At 66.0% G+C, this 17158-nt stretch carries 19 protein-coding genes and 1 tRNA gene; 11 read left to right on the forward strand and 9 right to left on the reverse strand.

The annotated features are described in order from the left end of the window. Positions 1-336: 336 nt before the first annotated feature. The 4 genes from ABIR74_RS07660 to ABIR74_RS07675 all read right to left on the reverse strand — a co-directional run bounded on the left by ABIR74_RS07660 (position 337) and on the right by ABIR74_RS07675 (position 3735). Positions 337-408: transfer RNA gene (locus ABIR74_RS07660), tRNA-Arg, on the reverse strand. 253 nt (positions 409-661) lie between these two features. Continuing rightward, positions 662-1417 carry a methyltransferase domain-containing protein gene (locus ABIR74_RS07665; RefSeq protein WP_348176709.1) on the reverse strand — a complete coding sequence of 252 codons (756 nt, stop codon included), beginning with the start codon at positions 1415-1417 and terminating at the stop codon, positions 662-664. A gap of 9 nt (positions 1418-1426) precedes the next feature. Beyond that, positions 1427-2392: an SIS domain-containing protein gene (locus ABIR74_RS07670; protein WP_348176711.1), complete on the reverse strand. Its 966-nt coding sequence runs from the start codon at positions 2390-2392 to the stop codon at positions 1427-1429. Next, positions 2389-3735: a phosphotransferase gene (locus ABIR74_RS07675; RefSeq protein WP_348176713.1), complete on the reverse strand. Its 1347-nt coding sequence runs from the start codon at positions 3733-3735 to the stop codon at positions 2389-2391. Before ABIR74_RS07675 ends, ABIR74_RS07670 begins: the two co-directional genes overlap by 4 nt. A 149-nt stretch (positions 3736-3884) precedes the next feature. On the opposite strand from ABIR74_RS07675, the gene ABIR74_RS07680 reads away from it, so the two are divergent. The 6 genes from ABIR74_RS07680 to ABIR74_RS07705 all read left to right on the forward strand — a co-directional run bounded on the left by ABIR74_RS07680 (position 3885) and on the right by ABIR74_RS07705 (position 9397). Then, complete coding sequence (locus tag ABIR74_RS07680) at positions 3885-5186, forward strand: nucleotide disphospho-sugar-binding domain-containing protein (protein WP_348176715.1); 1302 nt, start codon at positions 3885-3887, stop codon at positions 5184-5186. A gap of 29 nt (positions 5187-5215) precedes the next feature. After that, positions 5216-6286: a spermidine/putrescine ABC transporter substrate-binding protein gene (locus ABIR74_RS07685; protein ID WP_348176717.1), complete on the forward strand. Its 1071-nt coding sequence runs from the start codon at positions 5216-5218 to the stop codon at positions 6284-6286. Between the two features lie 6 nt (positions 6287-6292). Next, complete coding sequence (locus ABIR74_RS07690) at positions 6293-7159, forward strand: ABC transporter permease (RefSeq protein ID WP_348176719.1); 867 nt, start codon at positions 6293-6295, stop codon at positions 7157-7159. Next, entirely contained in the window at positions 7149-7937 is a 789-nt protein-coding gene (locus ABIR74_RS07695; RefSeq protein ID WP_348176721.1) for an ABC transporter permease, read from the forward strand. Before ABIR74_RS07690 ends, ABIR74_RS07695 begins: the two co-directional genes overlap by 11 nt. 17 nt (positions 7938-7954) lie before the next feature. After that, positions 7955-9040, forward strand: a complete 1086-nt coding sequence (locus ABIR74_RS07700; protein WP_348176745.1) for an ABC transporter ATP-binding protein — start codon at positions 7955-7957, stop codon at positions 9038-9040. Positions 9041-9265: 225 nt separating this feature from the next. Continuing rightward, positions 9266-9397, forward strand: coding sequence for a hypothetical protein (locus tag ABIR74_RS07705; RefSeq protein WP_348176723.1), 132 nt, complete (start codon positions 9266-9268; stop codon positions 9395-9397). 74 nt (positions 9398-9471) lie between these two features. On the opposite strand, the gene ABIR74_RS07710 is transcribed toward ABIR74_RS07705, so the two are convergent. Next, on the reverse strand, positions 9472-9627 hold the full coding sequence (locus tag ABIR74_RS07710; protein ID WP_348176725.1) for a hypothetical protein: 156 nt from the start codon (positions 9625-9627) through the stop codon (positions 9472-9474). Between the two features lie 86 nt (positions 9628-9713). Here ABIR74_RS07710 and ABIR74_RS07715 point away from each other — a divergent pair, with 86 nt between their 5' ends. The 4 genes from ABIR74_RS07715 (at position 9714) to ABIR74_RS07730 (ending at position 13331) form a co-directional block, all read left to right on the forward strand. Then, positions 9714-10319 (forward strand): hypothetical protein, encoded by a 606-nt coding sequence (locus ABIR74_RS07715; RefSeq protein ID WP_348176727.1) that lies wholly within the window; start codon positions 9714-9716, stop codon positions 10317-10319. A gap of 66 nt (positions 10320-10385) precedes the next feature. After that, on the forward strand, positions 10386-11546 hold the full coding sequence (locus ABIR74_RS07720; RefSeq protein WP_348176729.1) for an extracellular solute-binding protein: 1161 nt from the start codon (positions 10386-10388) through the stop codon (positions 11544-11546). Between the two features lie 7 nt (positions 11547-11553). Then, positions 11554-12471: an ABC transporter permease gene (locus ABIR74_RS07725; protein ID WP_348176731.1), complete on the forward strand. Its 918-nt coding sequence runs from the start codon at positions 11554-11556 to the stop codon at positions 12469-12471. Next, the gene (locus tag ABIR74_RS07730) at positions 12471-13331 is read left to right on the forward strand and encodes an ABC transporter permease (protein ID WP_348176733.1); all 861 of its coding nucleotides are present in this window, start codon (positions 12471-12473) and stop codon (positions 13329-13331) included. Before ABIR74_RS07725 ends, ABIR74_RS07730 begins: the two co-directional genes overlap by 1 nt. Positions 13332-13421: 90 nt before the next feature. Here the strand turns inward: ABIR74_RS07730 and ABIR74_RS07735 are convergent, their stop codons facing one another. The 4 genes from ABIR74_RS07735 to ABIR74_RS07750 all read right to left on the reverse strand — a co-directional run bounded on the left by ABIR74_RS07735 (position 13422) and on the right by ABIR74_RS07750 (position 16591). After that, entirely contained in the window at positions 13422-14513 is a 1092-nt protein-coding gene (locus tag ABIR74_RS07735; RefSeq protein WP_348176735.1) for an ABC transporter ATP-binding protein, read from the reverse strand. Positions 14514-14589: 76 nt separating this feature from the next. Continuing rightward, positions 14590-15336, reverse strand: a complete 747-nt coding sequence (locus ABIR74_RS07740; protein WP_348176737.1) for an ABC transporter permease — start codon at positions 15334-15336, stop codon at positions 14590-14592. Next, positions 15333-16199, reverse strand: a complete 867-nt coding sequence (locus tag ABIR74_RS07745; RefSeq protein ID WP_348176739.1) for an ABC transporter ATP-binding protein — start codon at positions 16197-16199, stop codon at positions 15333-15335. The genes ABIR74_RS07740 and ABIR74_RS07745 overlap by 4 nt, the downstream gene beginning before the upstream one ends. Then, positions 16196-16591, reverse strand: coding sequence for a histidine phosphatase family protein (locus ABIR74_RS07750; RefSeq protein WP_348176741.1), 396 nt, complete (start codon positions 16589-16591; stop codon positions 16196-16198). The genes ABIR74_RS07745 and ABIR74_RS07750 overlap by 4 nt, the downstream gene beginning before the upstream one ends. Positions 16592-16670: 79 nt before the next feature. Here ABIR74_RS07750 and ABIR74_RS07755 point away from each other — a divergent pair. Beyond that, positions 16671-17158, forward strand: a 488-nt coding sequence (locus ABIR74_RS07755) for a molybdopterin-dependent oxidoreductase (protein ID WP_348176743.1), incomplete at its 3' end; no start/stop codon positions are given.

Raw genomic sequence — 17158 nt, forward strand, 5'->3', positions numbered from 1 at the left:
GGTCAGCCAGTTACCTACTGGCACGGAAACGGCTCGGGCATTTACCTCCATCGCCAATGCACGGGATCCTTTGTGTTTCGCCTCGCAGCGGACGCCCGCGAACTCGAAGATGACCCCGGGGTTTCCCGACTTGCTGAGCCCCGCTAGCTTTCCGGCCCGGATTCGTCGTCCGGCGTTAACTGCGTCGTGCGCCGTCGTGGGCCAATCGACCCTGAGCAGACCCTGGCAACAGGGTCACAGGCGGAGATAACCGGCTACAAACGGCTCAATCCGCTCGTCTCGCTACGAGTAGTCCCTTGCGCCGTTCTGCGGCCTCAGAAGGCTCTGATACACAAGTGCCCCCGGCAAGAATCGAACTTGCGCACGCGGTTTAGGAAACCACTGCTCTATCCACTGAGCTACGGGGGCTTGTGCCGCCTGAGGCAATATCTGCCTCAGCGACAGCTTCGGCAACGGACGATGTTCTCTCTCCACTGTCGGTTCAAGCATAGTTTGGTTGTGGTTGCAGGCCTTCGCTCATTCATGCACGTCGTCGTACGCACTCGCGTTCTCGGCCAGGTACTCCTCGATCGAGGAGAACTCCGGCGAATGAAGTCCTTCCCGAGAGAGCGCGAGCGATTGCACGATTCGTATGTTCGTTTATTCGTCAACACACGGAGAGCTACGCCACACGTGCGGTGACGAGCACGAGCGTCCGGGGCAGAACGAGTCGGGTTCCCTCGCTGTAGGGCGCGAGCCGATCCTGGAGCTCGCGCGCGAGCGCAGCCGCTTCGCTCTCCCCGAGTCCGGCCGAGACGCGGCGGAAGTGACCGTTCTCGGCAGCCAGCTCCTTCCAGTACGACGCGGCATCGGGCGTCGTGCGCGTCCCCCGTACCCGGACGGCCGCGACCTCCGCGAGTCCCGCAGCGCGATGAACGGCGGCCGCCTCGTCCGGGTCGCCGAGCTTCCCGAACGCCCGCGCGAACGACGCTTGCTCCGGCCCGAGCACCGCGCCGATCGCCTCACGCGGTACCGAGAACCACGGGTTCTCGTCAGGTGCAGCCCAGAGAACGGTGACGAGTCTCCCGCCAGGCTCGAGCACCCGACGCAACTCGGTGAGCGTCGCGACCGCATCGTCGGCCGCCATCAGCGCGAGCCGGCTCGTCACCGCATCGAACGAGGCGTCAGCGAACGGAAGCGGCGCGTTGAAGTCGGCTTCGAGAAGGGTCAGCTCGACACCGGCCTTCTCGGCCCGGCCTCGAGCCTGCCCGAGCTGTCGTGTATTGGTGTCGATGCCGGTGACCGCTGCGCCCGTGTCGGCGAGCGCCACGGTGAGCCGGCCGCTGCCGCATCCCGCATCGAGCACGCGCTCGGCGCCTGCCACGCCGGCGAGGGTCTCGGCGGCGCCGAACGGCAGCGTCCTTGGCACATCGTTCATGGGGTCACTCTACGACGAGATCTGCCGGCGCCACAGCTCGGCCGCGAGGAGCTCGGCGATTCCGGTCTCGACGAGCGTGGCCACGATCGCGCTGTCGGAGGTCGGGTAAGGGATGTGGAGCGCGGCTCCGTCCACGGCAGCGCCGACCGCGATCACCGACGAAGCGCGCTCACGCGCCCAGTCCATGACGCCCGCGTCAAAGCGTGAACCGGGGAAGAGGAGCGCCGTATAGCCCGGGTGCTTCGAGAGATAGACATCGACGTGGAGCCAGTCGCCGGTCTCTGTGGCGTCCGCCGCGATTCGAGGGCCTTCGCGCAGCATGAGCGCCGACTGCAGAGCCGACGAGATGCGCTCTGCCGGTGCGACCGCGTACACCGTGTGCCTATCGACAACGAGGTCGACCAACTCGTCGAGCCATTCGGCCCGGGTCGATCGGATTGTGTCCGCGGCCGCGACCGCGGGTCGCAGCGCGTCGACCCCGGCGCCTCCCGCCAGTCGCTTGCAGAGGAGAAACAGCACCGCGAGCGTCGCCTGGAAGCTGACGCAGGCGACACCGCCTTCCTCCTCACCTGCAAGAAGCGGCAGCGTCAGGTCGGCTACATTCTCGATCGCCGAGTGGGGACGATTGGTCAGAGCAACCGTCGGGCTCGTGCCACGGTGCCGGGCGAGCGCCTCGATCGTCTCGAGCGTACCGCCCGACGCGGAGATACCGACGACGAGCGTTCCCGCTCGCGGAAGCGTTGCCAGCCCTGTCGAGGCCAGCTCCGCGTACGCATCGATTCCCCGGGCGCGAAGGTGAGCCACTGCAGCGAGAGCCGCAAAGCGCGAGCTGCCCATGCCGAGAAACAGCACACGCCCCACCCCGCCCGTCTCGACGGCAGCGAGCGGTGAGCCAGGCCCGCCGTAGTCGTCGAGAACACGCTCGAGCCGCGCAGGCGCGGAGAGGACGTCCGCAAGAAATCCCTCGGGGCTCACGCGGGCGACGGCCTGTCGAGGAGCCGCCCGATCGCCAGCCCCGGCGCATACGACCATTCAGGTAGCACCGTCGCAGCGTAGATCACCTCGTGGCACTCCTTCTCCACTTCGAGCGCACGCAGGAGCCGCGAGTCGAACTCGAGGCTCGAGCCGACGATGCCGTCGCGGTACGCATGCTCGGCATGCCCACGAGCCTCTGCGCTCCACGCAAATGCAGCTTCGAGGGCTGAGCCAAAGGAGAGACGGCGGGCGGCCGCAGCAGCGACGTGATCGAACGAAAGAAGCAGGCAGGCCAGATCACGAAGCGGCGACCCGACCCGACGTCGGTCGTGGACCGGTCGCGCCGGCTCGCCCTCGTAGTCGACCACGACCGGTCCGCTGGGCGAGGCGATGAACTGCCCCACATGCAGGTCGCCGTGGCACCTGATGGCTGGCGCACCCGTGAGCCGGTCGAGGTCCGAGATGAAGCCCCTCGCTGACTCGGCGCGAGGCCCGAGGGTGGCTGCGAGTTCTGGCGTCGCGAGCGCGAGCGCCTCGTCGAGTTGAGCCCTCGCAGCGGCGACGGCTGCGTACGCATCCTTCGAGGTCGTGGTCTCGATGCCGAAGGCGGCTGCGAGGTCGACGTGCAGCCCGGCCGCGGCGGCACCGAGCGCGCCCATCTCGTCGGCCAGTGCGTCGCGTGCGTCGCGGTCGTCGGTCGCGAGCAGGTCGCGGAGCCGGACGATCAGCCGTTCCCAGCCGACCGGCTCTCCTGGCACGAAGGAGTAGACGCAGGCGAGAGTCTCTTCGCCTCCAGGGTCGTGGTGGGCGAGAGAGCCGCCGAAGGCGGGCGCCCATTTCGACCCGACCTGTGCGAGTCCGGCCAACAGCTCGGGTTCGGGATGTGTTCCCTTCCGTGGTCGCCGGTAGCACTTCACGACCAGGCGCTCCTCGAGCACAATCGATGTGTTCGACTGATCGTCGGTGAGCGCGCGCCCTCCCGCTGGCGGTGTTCCGTCGAGGTGGCCTGCCACGGCCGTGAAAGAGCCCCTGACACCGGCGAGCTGCGCCCCAGCCGTGATCGCGCGCGCGAGCGATGGCCAGAGTGGGTCGTCGGGAAGGGCCTCGTCCAGAGTGCCGTCGGAACCGATGCGGGTCGGCAACAGGTAGCGCTCGATTCCCCCATCGGCATGCGTCACGTCGGCGAGGACGAGCCACCCACCCTCACTCCCGGGCATCTCGACCGCGTCGACGAACCGAGCTGCAGCAGCCAGACCTCCTTTGCCAGCAAACCAGCGTGCGACGGAAATTTCGTCGAGATCGAGCGTCGCAAACGCCTGCTCGAGTGCCCTCAGGGCATCCACCTTCTTCCTTGACTCGCAATCGCAGATCTCGTAGGTTCGTTCCTCGTGCCCGGCATCCAGAAGCCTGCCCGCTCTCCGAGCATGCCGGGAGCCGAGACCTCCGATCGGGCGCCCACGGCCCCCGCTGACGGCACGAGCGGAGGATTGACGTGACGGAGAGCAGAACGATCATATTCTTCCCCGAGGGGGCGTACGGGCCGACCAACAACTGTGTCGCGATAGGTCAGGTTCTGCGTGAGCGAGGCCATCGGGTCGTGTTCGTGCTCGAGGAGTCGTTCTCCGGCAGCCTCGAGGCCCAGGGCTTCGAGGAGCGCCTGATGCGACTCGGCCCTCCACCCGAGCACCCTGAGGAACCCGGGCAGTTCTGGAAGGACTTCATCCGCGAAACGGCACCCGTTTTCAGGAAGCCCACGATCGATCAGCTGGAAGAGTTCATCGCGCCGACGTTCGAGGCCCTGTGCGGCGGTGCCCGGTACGTCGACGACCAGCTGACGGAGATCTTCGAGGACGTCCAGCCCGATGCGATCGTCGAGGACAACGTCGTCTCGTTCCCTGCGATCCTCGCCTCGGGCCGGCCCTGGGTTCGGATCGTCTCGTGCAACCCCCTCGAGGTGAAGGACACCGGGATCGCGCCCGTCTTCTCCGGCTACTCGACCGACGATCGCTCCGCCTGGGATACGTTCCGCGACGAGTACCGCCGGGCGACGGCTGAGCTGCACGGCGCCTTCTCCGCCTTCTGCGAGGAGCAAGGTGCCCCTCGCTTGCCGGAAGGCGACTTCATCCACGAATCCGACTTTCTCAACCTCTACCTCTATCCGGCAGAGGTCGACTACGCCCGTGCCAACCCGCTCGCCGCGACCTGGCACCGAATCGATACCTGCGTCCGGGACGTGGCCGAGTCGTTCACGCTGCCCGACGATCTCGCACATGACGCCGGGGGGCTCGTCTACCTCTCGCTCGGAAGCCTCGGCTCCGCCGACGTCGATCTGATGCGGCGTCTCGTCGACGTCCTTGGCCGGTCACCTCACAGGTTCATCGTGTCGAAGGGCCCACAACACACCGAGTTCGAGCTGGCCGACAACATGTGGGGCGCCGAGTACCTCCCACAGCCGGCCATCCTCCCTCACGTCGACCTCGTGATCACCCACGCCGGAAACAACACGACGACAGAGTGCTTCCACCACGGCCTGCCGATGATCGCGCTGCCGTTGTTCTGGGATCAGTACGACAACGCGCAGCGCGTGCACGAGACGGGCCACGGTCTCCGGCTGCCGACCTATTCCTTCACCGACGAGCAGTTGCTCGGCGCGGTCGAGCAGATTCTCGTCGATACCACCGCGCGTGAGAGGATGAGATCGATCTCCACGCGTGTCCAGGCTGACCCGGGTCGAGTACGTGCAGCTTCCCTGATCGAGCGGGTTGCCCGAGGTGGGCAGCCCGTCAGTCGATGACCTCCTCCACCCACAAAGGAGCACCCCAGATGAAGCACCTCAAACCGACCCGATTCGTGGCACTCGCTGCGATCACGGTCATCGCAGTTGTCGTTGCTGTCGTCACCGGTAGCGCGACCGCAAAGACGTCCGGAACCACCCTGACGATCTCGAACTGGGATGCCTACACGCCGAAGGATCTGATCCCGAAGTTCGAGAAGGCGACGGGAATCAAGGTCAAGCTCGCGAAGCACACGACCAACGAGGACATCATGGGCAAGCTCGAGGCCCAGAACGGCGGTGGCTACGACATCGTCTTCGTCTCCGGCCCATTCGCCGAATCACTCAAGAAGCGCGGTTGGGCGGCGAAGCTCGACCCCAAGCAGATACCGAACCGAAAGAACCTTTACCCGGCGGCCTCCAGGCTCGCGTACGACCTCGGCAACAAGTACTCCATGCCGTACACGTGGGGGACGACCGGCCTCTGCTGGCGCAGTGACCTGACGAAGACACCGACGAGCTGGAACGATCTGCTCAAGCCGTCGGCCGACCTCAAGGGCAAGACGACGATGCTCGCCACCGACCGGTGGTTGATGCTGCCTGCACTCAAGGTGCTCGGCTACTCGATCAACACGGTCAACCCGGCGCAGCTGCAGAAGGCCGCCGCGCTCCTCAAGGAGACAAAGAAGACCTTGCTCGCCTACGACGACACGACCTTCTACTCGAAGCTCGTCTCCGGCGAAGCAAGGCTCGTCGAGGCCTGGGACGGCTGGTGCAACTACGGCATCGGCGAGAACCCGAAGATCAAGTTCAAGATCCCGAAGGAAGGCTCCGACGTCTTCGTCGACACGATGGTCGTGCTCGAGAAGAGCAAGAACAAGGAGGCGGCCCACAAGTTCCTCGACTGGGTTCTGAGGGCCGACAGCGGCAAGGCCGTGACGGAGCTCGTGCTCTACAAGACGCCGAACGCCGTTGCAATGGCACGAGTGAGGAAGTCGCTCGGGAAGCAGTACCCGAACCTCCTCATCCCACCAAAGCTGCTGCTCACCTTCGAGACCGAGCGGGACCTCGGCAAGGCGCAGCCCCTGTGGTCGCGGACGGTGTCGGGAATCGTCGGCTAGCGCGGCGTGCGCCGCGGCCGGCTCCGTAGCACTGCACTCGTCAGCCCCGCCCTCCTCTGGTGGGCGGGGCTGCTCGTGCTTCCGGTCGGCCTCGTTCTTGCCTACAGCTTCTTCCAGCGGGGCACCTACGGCGGTGTCGTTTACGACTGGACGTTCGACAACTATCGCCGTGCTTTCGACTCGCTCTATCTGAGCGTGCTCTGGTTTTCGCTGCGCGTCGCCGTCGAGGCGACCGTGATCTCGCTCTTGATCGGCTACCCGGTCGCACTGTTCGTCGCCACACGTCCTGCGCGGTGGCGGACGGTGCTGCTCGTGCTGATCATCCTTCCCTTCTGGACGAGCCTGCTGATCCGCACCTACGCGTGGGTCGTGCTCCTGAACGACCAGGGCCTGATCAACAGAGTGCTGCGCGGCTCGGGGCTCGTCGACGAACCGGTACGCCTCCTGTACAACGAGTTTGCGATCGTGATCGGGATGGTCTCGACGTACCTGCCACTCATGGTGCTGCCGATCTACGCGGCACTCGAGCGCCTTGGGCCTGAACTCGCCGAGGCCTCCGCCGACCTCGGCGCCAACGCCTGGAAGCGCCTGTGGACGGTGATGGTGCCGCTCACGCTTCCGGGTATCGCGGCGGGCTGCATCTTCGTCTTCGTACCGACACTCGGGAACTTCCTCATCCCCGACCTGCTCGGCGGCGGCCGCCGTCAGATGGTGGGCAACCTGATCCAGGGGCAGTTCCTGAAGGCGCGCGACTGGCCGTTCGGTGCCACGCTCGCGGTGTCGCTCATCGCAATGTTGCTCGTGCTCGTGCTCGTGCAGTCGTGGCTCGCCCGTCGCGGTGTCGATGGGGAGGCGGCTTCGCGTGCGGTCTAGAACCGGAGACCTGGGGCTCGGGGCAGTCTTCGTCGCCGCGCTCGCCTTCCTCTATCTACCCATCGCTGTGCTCGTCGGCCTCTCGTTCAACGAGTCGGGCCTGCCGACGGCGTGGGGTGGCTTCTCGACGAAGTGGTACTCGGAGCTCGCTCGCGACGAGGAGATCAAGAGCGCTGCCGTGGCGACCATGACCGTGGCGCTCGCCGCGACGGGGCTGTCGGTACTGATCGGCACGCCGCTCGCCTTCGGACTCGCGCGGCTCCGTTCGCGCCTCCTCGACGGGCTTGTGTTCGTTCCGATGATCATTCCGGACATCGTGCTCGCGATCGCCCTGCTCTCGGGTTTCAATCTCGTCTTCACCCAGAAGCTCGGGCTGCAACTCGGCCTCTGGTCGGTCGTGCTGGCCCACGCCACGTTTGGCATCGCTTTCGTTGCGATCGTCGTGAGCACTCGGCTTGCCCACTTTGACCACTCGACCGTGGAGGCCTCGCTCGACCTCGGCGCGAGCGAGTCGCGAACCTTTCTCCATGTGACGCTGCCCCAGATCGCCCCGGGCGTGATCGCCGGTGCTCTGATCGTGTTCACGCTCTCGGTGGACGAGTTCGTGATCGCATACTTCACCGCGGGGATCGAGATCACCCTCCCGATCAAGATCTACTCGATGGTGCGCTTCGGCGTCACCCCGGTCGTCAACGCGCTCGCAACGGTTGTTCTCGGATTGAGCATTGCGCTCGTGCTGGCGTCGATGCGGTTGCGCGGACGGCAGGCGGCGTCTTGAGCGGCGTGATCGAGATCATGGGTGTGACGAAGCGGTTCGGCTCCGTCACGGCGGTCGACGACGTGACGCTCTCGATCGGCGAGGGCGAGTTCTTCGGATTGCTCGGCCCGAGCGGCTGCGGCAAGACGACTCTCCTTCGGATGCTCGCGGGCTTCGAGTCGCCGGACAGCGGGAAGCTCCTGCTCGACGGGAGTGACCTGGTGGGCATCAAGCCGTATCGCCGGCCGGTCAACATGATGTTCCAGTCGTACGCGTTGTTCCCGCACATGAATGTCGAGCGGAACGTCGCCTACGGGTTGCGCATGGAGGGTGTCCCGCGCCGTGAGGCGCTCACCCGAGCGCACGAGGCGCTTGCTCTCGTTCAGCTCGAGGGGCTGGCAGAACGCCGGCCGACGCAGCTCTCCGGAGGACAGAAACAACGCGTCGCCCTCGCCCGCGCGCTCGTCAAGCGCCCTCGAGTCCTGCTCCTCGACGAGCCGTTGTCCGCGCTCGATCGACAGATCCGGGGAGAGATGCAGATCGAGTTGAAACGCATCCAGCACACGGTGGGTGTGACGTTCATCGTCGTCACCCACGATCAGGAGGAAGCGCTGACGATGGCCGACCGTATCGCCGTGATGGAGCGCGGCAAGGTTGTTCAGATAGGCGCCCCGGAGACGCTCTACGAGTCACCCGAAACGCCATTCGTCGCACGCTTTCTCGGCGACTCGAACCTGTTCACGGGGACGCTCGATACGCAGGACGGCTCGCCGTCGCTCGTGGACGGTGAAACCCGATGGCTCGTCGACGCGGAATCTGCGAACAGGCTCGGTCTCGTCGGGGGAGCGGAGGCAACGGCCGTCGTTCGGCCCGAGCGAATGTCGATCGTCACCGCGAGCGCGGCGGCCGATCTGCCTGCGGGCGTGAACGTCGTCTCGGGGGTCATAGCAGAGACCGTGTACCTCGGGGCCGCGCGCAAGATCGTCGTCGACCTTCGCGACCGGCAGTCCGTCCATGTCCGGCTCGAATCACGGGCGCCGCACTCGGCCCTCGGGCCGGGTGATGCGGTCCTGGTCGCGTGGGCGCCAGGGGATGCATCGCTCGTCGCCGGACGTCCGGAGTAGGCGTCCTGTCGTACGCAGGCTCCCTGGCACGGCTGCGAGAGTCGGCGCAGCACAAAGCATCGCAATCATCACAAGCGGCCAGCCGTGCCCGTTGCAGAGCATGCCCGCCTCGTGTGCGGGGATGGAGATCGGGATGAGACGAGTCGTGGTGGCCGTCGCTTTGAGCTTTGCTGTTGTAGGTGCAGCCTCTGCAGCGCCGCAGACGCGGGGTCGACGCTCACACAGTTGCTCGCCCGGTACGCGCCGGTGCTCGTGTTGCACCCGGACGAGCATTTCATGCCGGTGTCGGTCGAGGGGTTTCTCGCCGACAGCGACCTGCAGGCCCGAGGCCCAGGCGGGACGTGCGTCTCGGCTTGACCAGCGCTCGTGCCGTGCGGTCGACGGTCCCGCAGCGCTCGACTGTTACGCAGCTGCCGAGCAGGCACACGCGGCTACGCGCGGCCGACGGCGCAAGCGTACTGCCACGAGCGACGGAAGATCCGCTCCTGTTCTCGCGCGTAGATCGTCGGGTCCGAGTACCAGGGTGCGGGAAGTGTGAGGCCGCTCTCGAGTTCGGCCCTGAGCGTGCCTTGGATATCGACGTCCACGGGGCGACCTCCTGATGGTTCCTTCGGCTCTCCTTCCACCGACTCTACGCGCGAGCGAGCGTCCTGTCAGGTTGAATCACTCGCGCATGCGCGCTCATCGTCTCCTGCTTGTGCCGGCTCTGGCTGTCGCGGCCGTTGCCGCGGGCTGCGGAGGAACGGAATCCGAACCCGCGCCCCGCGTGCTGCCACCGCTCGCCCACGAGGCACTCCCCGAGCTGACAGCGCGCGACCGGGCGCTCCCCGCTCGTGAGCTCGCGCAAGATGCGTTGGCCCCGTCCGACCTTGCCGCACTTCTCGCCGCCGCCGGGTATCTCGGTGGAGCCGAGCGCGAGTTCTCGGGGCATACGGACACGTTCGACCACGTCGTGGCTCGAACTCTGACGTTTGCGGATGTCGCCGGCGCGAACGCGTACCTCGACTGGATTGCCGGACACACAGGGGACTTTGTCGGCCCGTCCCGGCCTCTTGTGCCGATCGCGCTCGGTGCGGAGCGAGCGCAGCTCTTCGAGCTCGACTCGTGCCCGACGTGCAAGAAGCAGCTACCAACGTGGTTTGCCGCGTGGCGCCGCGGCACAACGGTCTCGTATCTCCTCACCGCGGGGCGGAATGTCGACCGCCGGAGCTTCGGCAGCCTTGCTAGGAGGCTGGAGCCTCTCACGTCCGAGACTGTTGCTTCCCGGCGCTCGACATGAGACCATCCGCCGACGGGGCCACACAATGAAAGGTGCGCGGCAACGCGCCGACGGAACGGAGAGCGGATGACTGGCAGCAAACCCCAACCAAGCTGGGAAAGTGCGATCAACAGGCGCCGGTTCGTCGAGCTCGGCATGCTCGCCGCCGGAACGACGTTCCTCGCGGCCTGCGGTGGTTCGAGCTCGGGCGGCGCGACGGGTGCGAGCGGCACGATCGCAGACGAACCGGGGAATCTCTCGGTTCTCGAGTGGGCAGGCTACGAGTACCCGGCCTACGGAGGTAAGACGGCAACAGGCGTCCTCCAGGGGTACGTCGACTCCTACCAGGCGCCAAAATACACCTTCCTCACGAGCGACGACCAGGCGCTCGCCAAGGTGCGGGCAGGGTTCAAGCCCGACATCGTCCACCCGTGTGTGAGCTACGTGCAGGACTGGGTCGACCTCGACGCAATCCAGCCCTGGGATACTGCACTGCTCAAGAATTTCGGCGACCTCAACCCCTCCCTCGTCAAGGGAGGGCAGGTCGACGGGAAGCAGTACTTCATTCCCGCCGACTGGGGATTCTCATCTCCGCTTTACCGCTCAGACAAGGTCGAGCCGGACGGCGAGGAGTCGTGGAACCTCTTCTATGACAAGCGCTACAAGGGGAAGATCTCCTGGTGGGACAGCCCCGTCGAGAACTTCCTGATCTACGGCTATACGCAGGGATTCGACCCGTACGACTTCGCCAACTGGACCGATACCCAGCTCACCGATGCGACAAAGTTCCTGATCGAGAAGAAGAAGCTCGTTCGGAATTTCTGGTCGTCCGGGACAGACTTCGACGCGGATGTCGCGAACGGCAACGTGTGGGTTGGCTATGCGTGGGGCGGCTCGTACACCGCCGCGAAGGCGAAGGGACTCGAGGTCGTCTACTCGGAGCCGAAGGAAGGCCGTCTCTCATGGAACTGCGGGTTCGTACTCGCCAAGGAGACGAAGAACTACCACCACGCGCACGCGTATGTGGACGACTGGATCGGGGCGGCCTCGGCGGCGTGGATCATCCCCAACTACGCGTACGGCCACTCCAATACCGCCGTGGCCCTGGGCGGCGTCGACCCGGCACTCGTCTCGGCGTTCCATCTGGACGATCCGACTGCGCTCGAGGAGCCAAAGGCTCACATCGAGCGCTACGTTCCCGACAGGCGACGGTTCGCGAAGGCGTGGGACGAGGTCAAGGCCGCGTAGTACCCACGTGAGCTCCGATACAGACACGGTACCAACCCCGGCGCCGCCCACGAGGCGGCGCCGGGTCGACCTCGGCACCTTCGGTCTCGTTGGGCCGCCCGTGGTCTGGCTCGTCGTGTTCTTCGTCGTGCCTGTCATTATTGCCGGGGCCTTTTCGGTCGGCATCCTCGCATTTTTTCAGGACGAGGCGGCGTTCTCGCTCGACGGGTGGATCGACTTTCTTGACGGCTCTGCCTACCTGCACCTGTTCTGGAAGTCCGCGCGGATGTCGCTGATCGTCTCCGTGATCGCGGTTCTGCTCGCGTACCCCGTCGCATACTTCATGGCGCTCTGTGCGCCGAAACGCAAGTACGTACTGCTGCTCATGATCATCGCGCCGTTCTTCGTGAGCTACTTCCTCCGCCTGCTGGCGATGAAGGTCATTCTTGGCGACCAGGGTGTGATCAACTCGCTCGCATACTGGTTGGGGTTGCGCGATCCGGACGATCCGATCCCGGCGCTCATCTACAGCCAACCAGCGGTCATCATCACCCTCGTCTTCGTCTACGTGCCCCTCGTTGCGCTCCCGATCTTCGTCGTTCTCGAGAACCTCGATCGGCGTCTGCTCGAGGCGGCCACCGACCTCGGCGCGAGCCGCCTGACCGCCTTCCGTGCCGTGACCCTGCCGCTCAGCTTGCCGGGTGTGCTCGCCGGCTTCATCTTCGTGTTCGTGCCGACGCTTGGTGAGTACTTCACGCCGCTGCTCGTCGGGGGCACCGGAGGCTTCATGTTCGGCAACTCGATCGCGGATCTGTACGGCCCGAGCCTCGATTGGCAAACCGGCTCCGTCCTGTCCATCTTCCTGCTCGCGGTGATCGCTCTGCTGATGGTGCTCTTCGGCCTCGCAGGTCGGTTCCTCGCCTTCCGATCGGCACCCACCGGCTGATGGATACTGCGATCTCGGCACGGGGAAAATGGTTTCTGCGGGCGTTCTTCGCGTTCTTTGTCTTCTTCCTGTACGCGCCCCTCCTCCTGCTCGTCATGTTCTCCTTCAATGACGCCGATGTTCCGTCGTTTCCGCTGTCGGGATTTACGACGGACGCGTACGAGCAGTTCGCGTCCAATGAAGTGCTGAAGGCATCCGTTTTGACGAGCATCAAGGTCTCGTCCATTGCGAGCTTCGCTGCCGTCGGCCTCGGCCTCCTCGCTGCAATCGCCCTCGTGCGCCGCCAGTTCCTCGCCAAAGGGGCGGTTGTCGCCTTGCTCCTCAGCCCACTCGTGATTCCGTACATCGTGTTTGCGATCGCGCTGTTGATCCTCTTCTCGCAGATCGACAGGCTTCCGGGGATCGCGTTTCCGCTTTCGATCTGGACGCTCGTGATCGGCCATGTCGTCATCCTGCTGCCCGCGGTGATTCTGATTCTCGTGCCACGGCTCGAGCGGATCGATGTGCGTCTCGAGGAGGCGGCACATGATCTCGGGGCCGGTTGGGTGCGCACGTTCCGCTCGATCACACTGCCGTTGATCTGGCCGGCGCTTCTCTCGGCATTTCTGATCGCGTTCGTTTTCTCCTTCGACGAGATCGTGCTTGCCTCGTTCGTGGCAGGCGACGCGACCACCTTCCCGCTCTACCTCTTCTCCCAGTTGCGGTTCCCGACGCTGTTGCCCCAGGTGATCGCAGTGGCGGTGATCGTGTTCGCCGTCTCGATGATCGTGATCGTGCTCACCGAGATCGGGCGGCGCGTCGTGGAGCGGCGCTTGCAGATCGAGCTCGACCCCGCAAAGTACCCGGCAGGCGCCGAGTAGGGCCGACCTCGTGCTGCTCGTGGGCAGCGTGACCACGGTCGATCCAGCCCTTCCGCGGGCGTGCTACACGACGCTCCGTTGCTCCGTTTCCTAGCTCGAAGCAGGTCCGAGCACGGAAGTGTGATCGGCGGCCCAGCCGACGTGAACCTCCGCTCCGGTCTCGAGGCTCAGTCCCGCCTCGTCGTTCATCCGGTGTGAGACGACGCGCCCGGCGGGCGTGTCGACGTGATACTGGGTCAGCATCCCCAGGTAGACCACCTGCTGCAGGGTTCCCGAAAGACGCGAACCGCCGTCGAACGCGACCTGTTCGGTCCCGATCGTGACTCGTTCGGGTCGAACCGCAATCCGCCAGGTCGAGCCGCTGCTCGCTCCGTGCGGGGCAGGCGCGACAACGCGGCCGACCTCGCCGAAGCGGCACACGACACTGTCGCCGACCACCTCGTCGATGACGACCTCGAGCGCGTTCAGGGAACCGACGAAGTCGGCGACGAACGGCGTGGTGGGGTGTTCGTAGATCTCACGAGGTGTGCCGATCTGGTCGACGACGCCGTGGTTCATCACGGCGATCCGGTCGGACATCGCGAGCGCCTCTTCCTGGTCGTGCGTGACGTACACGAATGTCGTTCCCGTCTCGGACTGCACGCGCTTGAGCTCGAGTTGGAGCGCACGCCGAAGCTTGACGTCGAGTGCCCCGAGTGGCTCATCGAGCAGGAGGGCGGCCGGGTTGTTGATCAGCGCCCTCGCGAGGGCGACTCGCTGCTGCTGTCCACCGGACAGTTGCTGCGGCTTCCGTTGCTCGAGCCCATCGAGCGCTACGACCTCGAGCATTTCGAGCGCCCGACGCCGACGCTCCTGTTTCGGCACCTTCTTCAGCTTGAGTCCGAACGCGACGTTATCGAGCACCGACATGTGCGGGAACAGGGCATAGTGCTGGAAGACCATGTTGACGGGTCGCCGATTCGGCGGCACCTCCGTCACGTCCTCCCCACGCAGGAGGATCCGGCCTCCGGATGGGAGCTCGAAGCCGGCGATCATGCGCAGCGTCGTGGTCTTGCCGCACCCGGACGGGCCGAGCATGGTGAAGAACTCGCCGTCGGCGATCGAAAAACTCGACGCGCGCACGGCCTCGACCGTTCCGAAGCGCTTCGAAACTGCCTCGAGGGTTATGAGTGCGTCGGCCACGGGAACTGCTGAGTCTATGTCACCGTGCGCCCGCAGTCACGCGGTTCACGAGACGGGTGCGAGCAGACCGACCCTCTCACCGCTCGCGCGGCTCCCAACCGAAGCGACGCCAGGCGATAGCGACGCCGACGAGACCCCAGGCTGCCACGATCGCGATCTCCTTCGGGTGGTCTACGAACGAGCCGCCACGGAGGTAGATGTCGTTCATCAGATCGATTAGGTAGGTCAGCGGCAGGACGTCGGCGAGCCACTGCAGCACGTCGGGGTAGCGCCGTGTCGGCCCGAAGGAGCCCGAGAGGAACGCCATCGGCAGGACGATCAGGTTGACGACCGCGGACGAGCCTTCTGCCGACCGGATCAGCGCCGTGGCTCCGAAGCCGAGGCCCGCGAAGCAGGCGACGCCGAGCAGCGCGGCAGCGACCATACCGAGCGGGTTCTCCGGCCCCTTCGCCCCGTAGAGAACGACGCCGAGCGCGATCGTCAGCAGCATCTGCAGCACGAAGACGATCAGCGTCGAGCCCAGGACGGACGTCAGGTAGGTGGTCGCCGGTAGCGGTGTTGCGCGGATCCGCTTCAGGATGCCGGCCTCGCGGCGGATCACGAGCGTGATCGCAAGCCCTGCGAGCGCGGTGTTCGCGCAGCCGTAGCCGACGAGGCCAACGATCAGGACGTCGGCAGCGCGGAACCCCTCGATCCGGTCGCTGTACACGGCCCCGAGGAGCAGGAACAGCAGCGGAGGGAAAATGAAGACGAAGACCGCCGACTCGCGGTTGCGCCAGAACATACGCTGCTGGTTGCGCAGCTCGTGGACAAAGATCCTCACGGGGACTCGTTGCCGCTGCCGTTGTCGATCAGGTCGAGGTAGACGTCCTCGAGGGATGGGCGCACGACCTCGAGCGACTCCAGTTCGCGACCTGCTGCCGCGGCCACGCCGGTCAACTCGGCCAGCACCCGGGTCGGCTCGTCCGTCTCGATCACGACGTCCCGCCCATCCTCGTGGTAGCGGATCGCGACCCGGGGGGCGATTCCGATCAACTGTGCGGGCGAGCCCTGCTTGACGATGCGGCCATCGCGGATCACCGCCACGCGGTCGGCTAGCTGCTGCGCCTCGTCGAGGTAGTGCGTCGTCAGCAGGATCGTCTTGCCGAGCCCCCGGAGGGCGCGCACGAGCTCCCATGCCGTCCGCCGCGCGGCCGGGTCGAATCCCGTCGTGGGCTCGTCGAGAAAGAGGAGCTCCGGATCGCCGACGAGCGCGAGACCGAGGTCGAGGCGGCGCTTCTGTCCGCCGGAGAGCGTCTTCACGCGGGCGTCAGCCTTCTCCTCGAGGCCGACGAGGCCGATCACCTCGTCCACGTCACGGGGGTGAGCGTAGTAGCCCGCGAACATCCGGTGTACCTCGCGGACGGTCAGCGTGGCCGGTAGCTCCGACGACTGCAGGACAACGCCGATCCGCTCGCGCAGCGCGCGGCCGCCGAGCTCCGGGTCGACACCGAGCACCGTCACGTCGCCGCTGTCGCGCTTGCGATAGCCCTCGAGGATCTCGACGGTCGTCGTCTTCCCGGCACCGTTCGGGCCGAGCAGGCCGAAGACTTCACCCGGTTCGATGCGGAAGCTGATCCCAGCAACCGCCTCGTTCGCCCCGTAGCTCTTGCGCAGGTCACGCACCTCGAGAGCCGCAGCGCTCACGTCGTGAGCTCCAGCTCGACCATGCCGGCGACCGGGAAGCCGGGGTCACGCCCGATCACGGCGTACGCGATCTCCGAGCAGTCGGGCTGATGGCCGACGGTTGCGACGGGGCCTTGCTCTCCTTTCATCGCATGCGCCAGCCCGTCAGCGGTTGCACCGGGCGCGAGCGCGTCGTCGACCCGCACCGGCACTCCCACGGCCCGGCCGAGCTCCGCTGCCGTCTGGCGGGCACGCAGAAGCGGGCTCGAGAGAACGACCACGGGTGCATCGGCTCGGGCGGCCAGGCTCTCGCCGAGCGCGCGAGCCTGCTCGACCCCTGCGGCAGAGAGCTCGCGGAGCTCATCCGGCTCGCCGGAGAGTGCGTGGGCATGTCGACAGAGAAAGACGCGCATCGCCTCGGCAGGATAGGCGCAACCCACGGTTCACCCATCCGTAAGGTCGCCGTAAGGTTCCCGCGCTACAACTTGCTTCATGAATGACCGCACCATCGGTCGCGCCGGTTTCCTCGGAATCCTCGGTCTCGGCGCAGCGGGCCTCTTCCTTGCGAAGGACGCGACAGGGCTGCTCGACCGCGTCGTGCCGAAGTCCGTCTCGAGCATCGTCCCGACGTCGGGATGGCGCATCTACACGGTCGGCAGCTCGATGCCGACCTATGACCCCGCGACCTACCGTCTCGAAGTCACCGGTCTCGTCGGGTCGCCCACGAGCTACACGCTCGCCGACCTCGAGGCGATGCCGCGGGCCGATCAGATCTCGGACTTCCACTGCGTCACCGGCTGGTCCGTGTCGGACGTCCGTTGGGGCGGGGTGAGGATCGCCGACCTGCTCGAGGCCGCCGGGGCGAAGAGCAGCGTTCGCGCCCTCAACTTCGTCTCTGCCGAGAACCCGTATGAGGACTCGCTGACCCTGGAGCAGGCACTGCTTCCGGACGTGATGCTCGCCTACGAGATGGACGGTGC

The sequence above is a fragment of the Gaiella sp. genome (genome assembly GCF_039915195.1).
Taxonomy (GTDB): Bacteria; Actinomycetota; Thermoleophilia; order Gaiellales; family Gaiellaceae; genus Gaiella.

What these genes read in the sequence shown, in the direction of transcription:
- ABIR74_RS07665 (WP_348176709.1), bottom strand. Translation starts at nt 1,417, where the DNA reads ATGAACGATGTGCCAAGGACGCTGCCGTTCGGCGCCGCCGAGACCCTC.
- ABIR74_RS07685 (WP_348176717.1), top strand. Translation starts at nt 5,216, where the DNA reads ATGAAGCACCTCAAACCGACCCGATTCGTGGCACTCGCTGCGATCACG.
- ABIR74_RS07700 (WP_348176745.1), top strand. Translation starts at nt 7,955, where the DNA reads ATGGGTGTGACGAAGCGGTTCGGCTCCGTCACGGCGGTCGACGACGTG.
- ABIR74_RS07715 (WP_348176727.1), top strand. Translation starts at nt 9,714, where the DNA reads ATGCGCGCTCATCGTCTCCTGCTTGTGCCGGCTCTGGCTGTCGCGGCC.
- ABIR74_RS07720 (WP_348176729.1), top strand. Translation starts at nt 10,386, where the DNA reads ATGACTGGCAGCAAACCCCAACCAAGCTGGGAAAGTGCGATCAACAGG.
- ABIR74_RS07730 (WP_348176733.1), top strand. Translation starts at nt 12,471, where the DNA reads ATGGATACTGCGATCTCGGCACGGGGAAAATGGTTTCTGCGGGCGTTC.
- ABIR74_RS07750 (WP_348176741.1), bottom strand. Translation starts at nt 16,591, where the DNA reads ATGCGCGTCTTTCTCTGTCGACATGCCCACGCACTCTCCGGCGAGCCG.